The sequence below is a fragment of the Streptosporangium sp. NPDC006013 genome (assembly GCF_040614275.1).
Lineage (GTDB): Bacteria > Actinomycetota > Actinomycetes > Streptosporangiales > Streptosporangiaceae > Streptosporangium.
In genome coordinates this window covers 1-11,341 of sequence record NZ_JBEXUE010000331.1, presented here as the reverse complement: position 1 = coordinate 11,341, position 11,341 = coordinate 1, and the positions used below count along the sequence as shown (strand labels likewise).

At 67.9% G+C, this 11,341-nt stretch carries 10 protein-coding genes; 9 read left to right on the top strand and 1 reads right to left on the bottom strand.

Annotation, left to right across the window (positions count from 1 at the left end; translation table 11 throughout):
• The 8 genes from ABZ260_RS35905 to ABZ260_RS35870 form a co-directional block, all read left to right on the top strand.
• Positions 1-623: hypothetical protein (locus tag ABZ260_RS35905; RefSeq protein ID WP_355626517.1), on the top strand; the 623-nt coding region annotated here is incomplete at its 5' end.
• On the top strand, positions 620-1,339 hold the full coding sequence (locus tag ABZ260_RS35900) for an HAD family hydrolase (protein ID WP_355626515.1): 720 nt from the start codon (positions 620-622) through the stop codon (positions 1,337-1,339). The genes ABZ260_RS35905 and ABZ260_RS35900, both read left to right, overlap by 4 nt.
• On the top strand, positions 1,329-2,240 hold the full coding sequence (locus ABZ260_RS35895; RefSeq protein WP_355626513.1) for a hypothetical protein: 912 nt from the start codon (positions 1,329-1,331) through the stop codon (positions 2,238-2,240). The genes ABZ260_RS35900 and ABZ260_RS35895 overlap by 11 nt, the downstream gene beginning before the upstream one ends.
• Entirely contained in the window at positions 2,237-3,034 is a 798-nt protein-coding gene (locus ABZ260_RS35890) for a hypothetical protein (RefSeq protein WP_355626512.1), read from the top strand. The genes ABZ260_RS35895 and ABZ260_RS35890 overlap by 4 nt, the downstream gene beginning before the upstream one ends.
• A gap of 23 nt (positions 3,035-3,057) precedes the next feature.
• Positions 3,058-4,233 carry a glycosyltransferase gene (locus tag ABZ260_RS35885; protein WP_355626510.1) on the top strand — a complete coding sequence of 392 codons (1,176 nt, stop codon included), beginning with the start codon at positions 3,058-3,060 and terminating at the stop codon, positions 4,231-4,233.
• On the top strand, positions 4,218-5,279 hold the full coding sequence (locus ABZ260_RS35880) for a phosphotransferase (RefSeq protein WP_355626508.1): 1,062 nt from the start codon (positions 4,218-4,220) through the stop codon (positions 5,277-5,279). Before ABZ260_RS35885 ends, ABZ260_RS35880 begins: the two co-directional genes overlap by 16 nt.
• A gap of 439 nt (positions 5,280-5,718) precedes the next feature.
• Positions 5,719-8,028, top strand: a complete 2,310-nt coding sequence (locus tag ABZ260_RS35875; RefSeq protein ID WP_355626506.1) for a Gfo/Idh/MocA family oxidoreductase — start codon at positions 5,719-5,721, stop codon at positions 8,026-8,028.
• Positions 8,029-8,356: 328 nt separating this feature from the next.
• Entirely contained in the window at positions 8,357-8,950 is a 594-nt protein-coding gene (locus ABZ260_RS35870) for a hypothetical protein (protein ID WP_355626504.1), read from the top strand.
• A gap of 136 nt (positions 8,951-9,086) precedes the next feature.
• On the opposite strand, the gene arfB is transcribed toward ABZ260_RS35870, so the two are convergent.
• Positions 9,087-9,509: an alternative ribosome rescue aminoacyl-tRNA hydrolase ArfB gene (gene arfB, locus ABZ260_RS35865; RefSeq protein WP_355626503.1), complete on the bottom strand. Its 423-nt coding sequence runs from the start codon at positions 9,507-9,509 to the stop codon at positions 9,087-9,089.
• A gap of 274 nt (positions 9,510-9,783) precedes the next feature.
• Here arfB and ABZ260_RS35860 point away from each other — a divergent pair, with 274 nt between their 5' ends.
• Positions 9,784-11,244: a serine hydrolase gene (locus ABZ260_RS35860; protein ID WP_355626501.1), complete on the top strand. Its 1,461-nt coding sequence runs from the start codon at positions 9,784-9,786 to the stop codon at positions 11,242-11,244.
• Positions 11,245-11,341 lie beyond the last annotated feature (97 nt).

Below are 11,341 nucleotides of genomic sequence, written 5' to 3'. Positions count from 1 at the left end.
AGGAGAACGCCTGCCCGACCTGTGCGGCGGCCAGGTCCGGTCAGGGGGCGGTGCTGTTGCTCGGCGGCCACGGCGCGGGCAAGACCTTGGCAGGACTGGCGCTCGCGGCTCGCGGCTGGCGGTGGCTGGCTGGTGACGTGACCCTGGTCGACGTCACCGCCGACAGCGGGCCCGCCGTGCGGGGCGGCACCAGCGCCATCCTCGGACGACGGGGCGCGGTGCGTCGCTGGTTTCCTGATCTGGACCTGCCCGAGGTTGGTCCAGACATCGTCGACCTGCGTCGAAGCGACACGGTGACCGCTGGACCGGGGCGAGTACCGGTCAGGGCTGCGGTGCTCGTATCCATGAACGCAGATCCTTTCGCGGCAGGTGGCGTGCTGGAAAGAGTGGACCGGCATACGGCGGCCACGGCGTGGCTGCGTACCAGCGGGCACCTGCTCGACCGGCTCCTCGACGCTGGAGAGGAGCCGCTGCGAGTGCTGGAGGACGAGTACGCCCAGCGGCAGCGGATCCGGTACGTGCACGCCTTGACCAGCTCGGTCGGCTTCTACGCCGTGCGCGGCACCCCGCACGACATCGCCTCTCGCATCGAACAACTGTTCGAGGATCGGTGGTCAGCATGAGGAAGACGAAGCCGGTGAAAGTGACCGCGCTGGCAGTGGACTTCGGCGGTACCGTCGCCTGTCCAGGACCCAGCCCGGACGCCGCGACCGTGGCCTGGATCCTGCGCGAGCTGAGCGGTCCAGTGATCCCCGACGGGTTCGCCACTGCCTTTGAGGAAGTGGTACGCCGGGCGCGCATCGCTGACCAGCCGCGCCACGAGCAGACGTCGTTCGCCGAGCTGCTGCATCTGGCCGCGTTGGAGAGCGGGGTACGGCTGGACGACCCGGTGGCTCTCGCGCAGTCGGTGTTTACCACCCTCCCGGACGCCGACATCGATCCGATGGCCGCTCACACGCTACGAAACCTGTACGAGGCGGGCCTGGTGTGCTTGCTGGCCTGCGACACCCAGCGTCCTGAGAGCGTGCGCCGCGCCACTCTGCGACGAGCCCGCATCGAAGACTGCTTCGAGGTGCTGGTGCTGTCGAGCACACTCGGTGTCCGCAAGCCGCACCCGTGGTTCTACGCCGCCGTGATTGAGGCTGCCGGTTGCCCGCCGCAGGAGATTCTGTTCGTCGGCGACACCCCGGCCAAGGACGCCATCGGCCCGCTCGCCCATGGGATGCGCGCGGCCCTGATCAGTCCGGATGGGCGCCCATCTGGCCTGGACCCACGCATTGGTGTGATCGCTCACCTGAGCGAGTTGCCCGCTTACCTGGAGAGTCTCCATGCCCACTGATCTCACCCACCCCGCACGGTGCCGGTGCGCGAGTCCTCGGATCCGCCTCACCGACGGTCGAGCTCACCTGCTGCCTGCCGCCGCCGTTCCGGATGGGATGATCCCGGCTCGGTTCAGCGTGCTCAGTCCAGGCACCGAACGCCGTCACCTCCGTGCCACCTGCTGGCCCGTCGGCTCCCGCGACGCCGGATACATGACGTTCGGCGGTGACCTGTCGAGCGGGTGGGTGCTGGCGGCCGTGCCGCATGGCGCCGCGTTCGACACCTCCGCCGACGGTGTGCTCACGGCGCCGCCCGGCACTCGCCCACAGGCTGCCGCGCTGGCGAGGTTCCAGCAACTGGCGGTGCTCGGTCTGGACCGGCTACCCGACCGGACCGACCTGGACGACGTCGTGCTGGTCGGCTCCGGGCCGGTCGCGCTCGGCTGCGCCCTGGAGTTGTGTCGTCGGGGTGCCACTCGGATTCGGGTGCTGACCTCCCGGCCAGACGCCCCGATCGGCCGCGTGCCCAGGGTGGAGTGCGTCGCCGCCGTCGAGCAGCACAGCGCAGGCATGGTCGTGGATGCTGCCGGGATACCGCACCGCGCTGTGGGCCTGCTTGCGAAGGGCGGCATCCTGGGCCTGCTCGGCACCCCTGACCCGATGTCGCAGTTGCCGACGCTCGACCTGCACCGGGCCGGGTGGACGGTCGTCGGCATGCACGAGCTCACCGGGGGCCTTGCCTGTTACCGGGACGCGTACACCACGGCGGCGGCCTGGCTGATGTGGCATCTGGACCCGCACCTGGTCGACGGCTGGTGCCGGATCGTGCCCGGCGAGGCCGCACCCGCCGTGTACGCCACTCTCGACGGCACCGAGCGCCCCGCCGAACCCGTTGTGATCTTCTCGTGGGAGCGGTCATGAACGCCACGCCGATCGGGCTGTACAGCATCTCGGTTCGCGGCCTGAACGTCCCCAATCTGCTGACCTGGGCGGTCCGCACCAAGATCCCGTTCCTGCACCTGCGCGGCGGCACCCGTGGCATCGACCTGGCCGCCCAGCAGACGGCGATGATACGGCGGTGGCGAAAGGCCGCCGAGGCAACGGTGCCGATCACCGGGGTCACCGTCGATGTCGACCTGGCTGATCTGCTCACCGGTGACGTTTCCGCCCGCACCCGGGCAACTCGCGACCTGACCGAGCTCACCGAATCAGCGATCATGCTCGGCGCGGGCTGGGTGCGGCTACCGGCCCGCACCCCACTGACCGCACCCGTACTGGCGGGAGGAGCGGACCTGTCAGTCCTGGCCTACAGCCCGATACGGCTGCTGGTGGAGCCGCACCATCCCGGATGGTTGGCCCCGGACGCGTTCCGGCCACTGATCGACCTGGTGGAATCCTGCCCTTCAGTGAGGCTGCTGGCCGACACCGCGCAGCTCGCCGCCGCGCTCCCCGCTGACACCCGGTTCCCCGCATGGCTGGGGCCGGTCCTCGATCACGCAGAGGTACTACATCTGTCCGATCCGGGAACCGGACTGGACGCGCCAGGGCACGCCGTCATCGCGGCCATGGCCGCCGACCGCATTCGGTCCGGGCAGTGTTTGGAGGTCGCCGTGGAGTGGACCGGCCCAGACCGGAGCCCAGCCGAATGCCTGACCCGCTACCGGGCTGCCATCGCCTGGTGGGCGCGGCTGACCGCAGCCCTGGAGCCACAGTGAGCAGCTCACCGATTGGAGGGTGGGTGGCAGTCACCGACTACCCGGCCTGGCCGAGCCCGTACTTCGCCGAGTTACACCGGAACGCCCCGCCTGGCCTCCCACTCGGGTTCGTCTCCACCCTCGACGCCCTGCCCGAACACCCTGCTCAGCCCGGAGTGATCAACCTGCACCGGCTCAAGCGCCTGTACCGGGATCCAGACGGGCAGCGGACTCTCACTGCGGCCAAGGTTCTGCTGGAGCAATTGCAGGCACTGCGTGACGGCGGGTGGCGCATCGTGTGGACGGTCCACAACCTGCTGCCCATCGACGGTGGGGCGCCCCGGGAGGCCGACTGGTGCGCCGCGCTCGGTGTCCTTGGCATCGCGGACGCGGTGCTCACCCACACCTGCTCTGACGCGCTGCACCTGGCCCGGCTCACCAAGGCGCCGATCGTCGTTGCCGGGTGGGCCGGGCTGAGCGTCCCTAAGAAGGTCCCCCCGGCATCGGATCCGGTACGTGCCCTGGTCCACCGGCTACGCGACGCCCCATTCTCGGTGCTGGTCGTGGGAAACCTGGTCGCCTATAAGGGGCTGCCCGCTGCCATGAAGGCGTTCACCGCGCATACTCGGAGGGCGCACCTGCTCATCGCCGGGCCGTGTCGCGACGACGCCCTGGCCGCTGACCTCGCAGCCGTAGCGGTCACGAGCGGAGGCCGCGTCCACGTTCATCCGGAGCAGATACCGCCTGAGCATGTGCATCGTCTGTATCAAGCTGCCGATGCCGCGCTGTGCCCCTACCGGGTCGATGGATCATGGGAGGTCTTCACCCGCGTCCTGTACCCCGGCTCGGTGAGCACCGCACTGGCGTTCTGCACCCCTGTCCTCGCCCCGGACCTGCCCGCCATCGCCGAGATGACGGCGAACTCCCCAGCGTGGCTCTACCCGCCGGGTGAAGGTCCTGGCCGAGTCCTGGCCGCCGCCGAGAACGCAGGTCGCCAAGCCGGGCCCCGTGCGCGGCGTTCACCAGGTGACGGCACCGCCGGGTGGCGGCTCATTACCGCGACCTATCAGCGGATTTTCGAGCAACTCATCGGCCCGAACGACCCCTTCAGCGGGCCGGACTCGGACACCGTGACTAATCTCCCCGATCCACGTCACCGTATTTCGCGGCCGCTTGTCCCGCCACCCCATAAGGAGACCTCATCGTGCTCAATTCCATGAACGGTAACCCGGAGTCCGAGCGGGGCGACCACGTCGCCGCCGCCCTAGCCGGTGCCTACGGGCTGACAGCGCGCACCATCACGCAGCTGCCCATCGGACAGGGCACCATCAATTTTCGTGTCGTGTGCGACGACGACCAAGAGGTGTTCGTTAAGAACTACCCCGGCGGCACCGATCTGTTCGCCGAGCGAGAAGCCATCGCGCTGTCGGCCCGGGCGTTGGAAGCGGGTATCCCCGGCGCGCAGGTGTTGCTCAACCAGGCAGGCGACGTCATCGACAGCAGCAGACCGCTGTCGGTGTCGGTGTGGGAATGGGCATCTGGCCAAGTCGTCACGCGCCTGTCGTCCGCCCAGCTCGCCGCCGCCGGCACCGCCCTGGGCCGTATCCATGCCCTGTTCGCCGACTATCCCGTCCCGGCTTCGCCCGCCGTGGAACATTGGCGCGGCATGGATATCGACGACCTCACGGCGACAATCGACCAGCTTCTCGACATTATCGCCGACCGTGTCCGCGCCGGGATCGCGAACGCGTTCGACGCCGAGGCACAACGCACCCTCCTGGAACGCCGCGACATGCTCGCTCGCATTCCGGAACTCTTTGCCGACCTTCCCGGGGAGCTGACCGTGCAGGTCCTGCACGGTGACTACTCCCCGGTAAACCTCCTGTTCACCGGGGAGACGCTGTCGGCGGTGCTGGACTTCCGGCCGCCCGACCCGTTCCTACTCGCCTACGACCTGGGCCGCATGGCCTTCTATCCCAACATCGTCACTGGGGAAGACAACTGGCTGGACGCCGCCGCGACCTTCGTAAGTGCCTACCGGCAGGCACACCGGGGCGTGCCGGGTGTGGACGTGCGCGCCTGCGGCCGGGTCGCACTGCTGCAGTTGCTGAAAAGCCTGTACGGGGTCAAACAGCACTACCTCAAGCCCGGCCTGTTCCAGGACGATCTGGATGACTTCTGGCTGCTGCGCCACCAGGCGGCGAACACCCTGCTGTCCGAGCTAGCCGCGATAGACGCGCTCCTGACCGAACTGGCTGGCACCTGATCGATACTCGCCACCCACATTGGCGACGCGAATCTGAATTCCCACGACACCAAGGGAGATCCCTGTGACCATGGACACCGTGCCCACGCCCGCTACCCGAGCGACCTGGGACATCCTCCGTGGGCCGATCCCGCCCGAAGCCTTACTCCTCGGCGCGGCTGGGCTCGCCGAACGCCATGGCCTGCGCGTTCATCAGACAGGTCCGGACAGCATGCTCCTGGCCGGCACTGACGACACCCCCCACGTCGCCATGCGCTGGCACCCCTACATCCCGGACCGGCCCAACACGCTCAGCCACGTCCTGCCCGCTCAGGAGTCGGTCGAGATCCTTCTCGACGTGCACCCAGGCGGGCAGGAGGCCGCCGCAGATCTACGGGTGTGGCTGCGGGCCCGGCTACGTTGTTACGACCCGGCCGAGCTGGAACAGATCATCGCGAGCATGCCGCTGCTCGCCCGCTACGCCACCCCTGCCCCGCACCTCGGTGGCTGGGCCGTGATCTTCCGCGATCATTTCGTGGAGAACACCCTCGCCTTCCTCCTGGCGGTCCAACAAGCCGGCGTGCCTCCCGAGTGGATCTATGCGCTGGCCAAAGGCGACCGCACCTACAACCGCGACCGCGTCCACGCCACGCTCCTGGCCCAGGGATGCCGCAGCGGTCTGCTTGACAACACCGCGATCAACGCGCCCAACAGCCATGCCGACGACCTCGCCCAAGCTTTCGCCGACGTGGACGCGTTCATCGATGCCGCCCACGCTGTCAGTCGGAAGGTGCTCGTCATCGACGATGGCGGCCTGCTCGCTCACGGGTACGGCCGCGCCGACTCACCCCACCGAGTGGACGCGGCGCTGGAGCTGACCGTTTCCGGACTCAAGCGCATCACCGCGGCCGGGCCGCTCGGCATCCCGGTTCTCAACCTGGCCCGCTCAGCGCTGAAGACGAACCTCGGCTACCCGGAGATCGCTGACTCGTGCCTGCGGCGGCTGCGAGCACTGCTGCCCGCGATTAAAGTCATCGGTCGTACGGTCCTCGTCCTCGGTTATGGCACCCTCGGCTCCCGGCTGGCGGCTGCACTGCGGGCCCAAGGCTGCCAGGTTCACATCGTCGATCCCGACCCGCTCGCCCTCATCGCCGCCGCCGAGGCCGGTCACCCCACTTACCGCACCGCCGTGGACGCATTGCACGCGGTGCGGCCTTTCCTGCTGATCGGCACAACCGGCGAAGACGCGCTAACAGCGGAAGCGGTGGGTGCCCTGCCCGATGGTGTGGTTCTCGCCCCTTACGCCACAAAGGACTTTGCGGTCCTAGCGACTGACCCCGCCCTCGCCGAGTCGGCGACGGAGATTCCTGGGATTGGCCGACGCTACCGGTTGCGGGGCGGCGCCCAGGCGACGGTCCTCGGCGACGGCCGCTCTCTCAACCTGTTCGAAGCCGATGCCATCCCCAACCAGGGCTACGACGCCTACCGGGCAGGGACACTCCTCGCCGCGAAAGCCCTCTGCGCCCGCGTCGGCACCATCCCGGCCGGAGTGCACACCGACCTCGTTGACGACATCATCACCTCCTCGGGGCTGTATGACGCCTACTACGACACCTACCTGACCATCGGCGCACCCGCCCAGCTCGCCCCGATCGGATCCGAGCCACTGGCGGGAATGACGGCGTGTGTGATCGGCTACGGCGCCGCCGGACGCCTGCACGCCCAGTTCCTCACCGACGCCGGCGCCCAACTGATGATTCTGGACCCTAAACACCAGGACCTGCCGAAGGGGTGCCGCACCTTCTGCCACGGCGTCGACGAACTCCCGCGGCCGGTCGCAGCCGACGTCGATCTGTGGTCGGTGTGCTGCCCCACCGCAGACCACCTGCCGGTGCTGCGCTCGATCCTTACTCACGATCCGGGCGCGCGGGTCCTGCTGGAGAAACCCGCCTGTCAGGGCCATGAGATCGACGCGCTCATCCGCCTGCTCGACGAGCACCCGACCGCTCGTGTCATGGTCATCGACCAGTACCGGCATGCTCGCGCGCTCGGTGTCGTCGCTGACCTCATCAAGGCGTACGAGCCCGGCGCCTCGCTGCGCCACATCGGGATCACCTTTACCAAGGACCGAAGCGCCGACATTGCCGACGGTCGGTTCGTTGACCGCTCTTACGGAGTGCTCGGTTACGAGTGGCTACATATGCTCGCCGTGCTTCGCCGCCTTTTGCCCGCTGACGACTTAGCTGCCTATCTGGCCACGGATCCACGGCAGGCGACGCTGCGCGCTATCTACGATCCCAGGCTATTCGTGTCGACCCTTACCGAGCACACCACGCTCCGCGTCGGCGACGCCTTGGTTCCTGTGGAGCTGCATTCCAGCATCACCGGCTCCGCAGTCGTTCTGGGCCGTACCCCCGATGGTGTGACGGGCGGGTGGCGGCGTGGAGTCCGTCTCGCTGACGACCGGCACCGGTACCTCACCGTCCACGTCGGACGTATCCGCATCAGTGTTCACCTCGACCCGGTCACCACGGCTGACGGATGGCAGCTGGATCGCAACCACCATCGCGTCGTCGCCGAACGTGACGACGAAGTTCTACACGACCAGGTCATCGAGGACTCCCCGCTGCGGACGGCCATCCGCGAGGCCGCCGATGCGCTTACCAGTCTCCGTCCGCTGCCACCGCTGGACCTGGGGCCGTTGCGGCGCATCACCGCGCTGGCCGAGCACCTGCGCGTCTGGTGGCCCAAACACTCCCTGAAACCGTAGCCATGCCTTTACACCTAGCTTTTATTGATAAAAGGGTTTTCATGGAAATCGGCACATGTTTCCCGATGGACAGATGATATTGGTATCTCTCATAGTGGGCGATTCTAGGTGCAGCCCTTCGTGGTGAGAGGAAAGTATGACTGGACAAGAGCAGGAATCCAATAGCCGGGCGGCCGGACCGGATGATTTGGCCGCGATGGTCGCACATCTTTCGGAGAGGTGGCCGAAGTGGGAGCGCGAGGGTATAGGCCCTGGCCGGGAATCGATCATCTCGGCGGCGGCTGTGGGTCTGGTGCTCGATGTGTGGCGGAATTCTCCGCTGGAGGACATGCATGCCGGTGGAGGGATGCGCGGGAAGGGGCCGGATGACCCGGAGATGTTCGCCGAGAGCACCGCCCTGCACCGCCAGGCCGTGGCGGCACTGAGATCCGGTGACCGGTTCGCACTCCTGGAGTTCGAAGGCCATGTGCTGGACCGCCACCGCCCCTGGGCGGGAGGCGGCCGTACGCTTCAAGAGATGGGCTACGGGTATCTCGGTGCCTTCAGCAAGCACGTCAAGGGGCGCACCAATGTGCTCATGGGGTTGGAGGAGAGCTTCGGCCGCAGGGCCCTGCTCGCGTACCTAATCGTCAAGGCGCTGTTCTCCGGCACTCACCATAAGGGCATGCCGGCGTGGCCTGCGATCGTGGCCACGGTCTGCGCGATGATCGAGGACAGTAGCCATGAGGCGTGGCGGGACGGCGAGCGGTGCCAGCGGGCGATGGACGCCCGGCCAAGTGAACTACCCGTTGTCGCGGACCTTCGTCGCACCTTGCTCGAAGCTCCGGAAACCCTGCCGATGCCGGTGCTCGAGTGGCTGTGTACCTGGAGGCCCGGCCCGATGCTCGCGGCGATCAGCCATACGAGCCGGTCACGGAGATGAGACAACGCGCCGGGCTTGGAGAAGTGAGCGGGGCGCTGCTCGTAACGGCAGCCACGGTGTGACCGCGCCGAACTCGATGGAAGCCGTGGTAAGTCCTGCCTCCATCGAACCGGACCGCTTCAGCGTGCCTACTCGGTCAGTGGTGGTCCCTGCGCAGGCGTTTGAGGTCGGAGCGTTGCTTCTTGGCGGTGATCCGTCGTTCGATCGCGCCCCTGCTCGGTTTGGTCGGGCGGCGCTTCTTGGGGGGCGGGGCGATCGCCTCGCGGAGCAGTTGGGCCAGGCGCATCTCGGCGGCCTCACGGTTGCGCAGCTGGGAGCGGAACTCCGAGGCGGCGATGGTGATCACGCCGTTCACCAGGCGGGAGGCGAGGCGTTCGAGGGCACGGGCCTTGAGGACGTCTCCGAACGCACCGGTGGCGGCCAGGTCGAAGCTGAGCTCGACCCGGCTGTCGGTGGTGTTGACCCCCTGACCGCCGGGGCCTGAGGAACGGGAGAACCGCCAGCTGAGCTCGGCCTCGGGGACCGAGACCGAACCGCTGATCTGGAGCGGACCGGGCATGGCGGCGACTTCCTTCTCACGGGGGCTTGTTTCTCAAGGGTACCGAGGAGTCACAAGCCTGGATCAACTGGTTTTATGCCCGGTTTCTCAACGAAGGGCTGCGAACGCCAGGCCGAAAACCTGAGCCCGTCCGGCGAATCACGGGAACACAGGTCAGGGTTGGGGTGAGCGGGATCCGCCCTCGGTGGCAAATGACGCGTGCGGCCTAGCGCAAGGCGACGGAAGGTGAAAAATACCTGAAATATAGATCATTAACCGATTATGATCATGGACCATGTTATTTTTCCGAACCGGAATGGGGCGACGTGCCGCGGTCTCGCTGGCTACCGTCTCGATGCTGCTGGGTACCGCGGTGACGCCCGCCCAGGCCGCCCGGCCCGTCCAGACCGCCGAGGCCGCCGAGGCCGGTGGGGTGGCCGGCTTTCTGCGGAACGTCATGACCGAACTGCGCTTCGAGGAGGTCCTCGACCTGGCCCCACCGGGATCCGCGCAGGCCCGGGTGCTTGCCGACGTGGTCGAGAAGGAGGCGAAGACGGCCACCGACTATGCCCGGTTGTTCGCGCAGGCCGCCGCCCCCGAGCCGATCGTCCAGCAGCCGCAGCTCGACGTGACAGTACTGGAGCTGGACCGGCAGGGCCGGCCGGTGTCGTCGGGCACGGTGCTGATGAGCCCGCAGTATCCGCGTGGGATCATCGTGCCGGTGGACCGGAACTTCCACACGACCCAGGTGCGCTGGCGACAGTGGGACGACGGCGGATGGTACGCCGACCAGGGCAGGGGAACCATCGACGTGGTGCCGGGCCGGGAGAACGCGCCCATCGACTTCATGCTCCCCTATCCGGCCTCCGTCCTGAAGCTGATGGTCGGCTTCGGGGTGCTGCGGCTGGTGGACAAGGGGGAGATCAGGCTTGAGGACACCTATGACTACCGGCCCACGGCGATCAGCCCGCTGTGCGGTGACCCGACCAGCGACACCGTCGGCGCCTACCTGGACGCCTCGATCACCTCCTCGTCCAACAGCGCGTCCTGCGCACTGGTGAAGCTGCTGCACGATCGCGGCGCGGTGGACGAGCTCAACCAGACCTTCCAGGATCTGGGCCTGGAGACCATGCAACTGAAGAACACCAACCCGGCCAACGGCGGTCGCTGGTCCAACCCGGTCACGATGAGCTCGCTGGACACGGCCAAGCTGCTCGCGCTGGTCAACGGCGTACGAGGAAGGGCGTGGACCGCCCCCGACGGCAGGCCGGTCACCGGCGAGGTATTGAGCCCCACCTCCCGCCAGGTGTTCAGCAGACTGCTCGGTGAACAGGGGTTCAACGACATGCTCTCCACCCCGAACCGGTGCGGCAGCACGTACCCGGCTCCGGGCATTCCGCACCGGGTGTCGTCGCGATGGGTGGCCGCCGACGGCTCGGTGACGGTCGCGGGTAACAGGTTCGGCCAGGACGTACGGCCCTGCAACCGGCAGGCGCAGGTCACGTTCGCGCACAAGACCGGGTGGGTCGGCAATTCGGGGGCCGACGCGGGTATCGTCAGGTCCCTGCCGGGCAAGCAGGGGCGCCACTACGTCGTCGTCGCGTTCACCAACCTCGGCACCCAGTACGTCGACGCCAACCGGCCGCCCACCGAGCCCGGCGTCTACCCGGTCGCCTACACCGAGAAACTGGCCCGGCTGGGCCTGGCGATCGACCGGTACGAGGCGGCCTCCCACGGCCGGCGCACCGGGAGCTGAGCCGAGCCGCTCCAGCGGGTGCTCCCCCTCGGCGGCGATCTGCGTGACCGGAACGCCGCGATCCTCCGCCAGACGCACCGACGCCTCCCGGTGCCGT

Coding starts and splice junctions, on each gene's coding strand:
- ABZ260_RS35870 (WP_355626504.1), top strand. CDS start 8,357: ATGCATGCCGGTGGAGGGATGCGCGGGAAGGGGCCGGATGACCCGGAG.
- ABZ260_RS35895 (WP_355626513.1), top strand. CDS start 1,329: ATGCCCACTGATCTCACCCACCCCGCACGGTGCCGGTGCGCGAGTCCT.
- ABZ260_RS35860 (WP_355626501.1), top strand. CDS start 9,784: ATGTTATTTTTCCGAACCGGAATGGGGCGACGTGCCGCGGTCTCGCTG.
- ABZ260_RS35890 (WP_355626512.1), top strand. CDS start 2,237: ATGAACGCCACGCCGATCGGGCTGTACAGCATCTCGGTTCGCGGCCTG.
- ABZ260_RS35875 (WP_355626506.1), top strand. CDS start 5,719: ATGCCGCTGCTCGCCCGCTACGCCACCCCTGCCCCGCACCTCGGTGGC.
- ABZ260_RS35900 (WP_355626515.1), top strand. CDS start 620: ATGAGGAAGACGAAGCCGGTGAAAGTGACCGCGCTGGCAGTGGACTTC.
- arfB (WP_355626503.1), bottom strand. CDS start 9,509: ATGCCCGGTCCGCTCCAGATCAGCGGTTCGGTCTCGGTCCCCGAGGCC.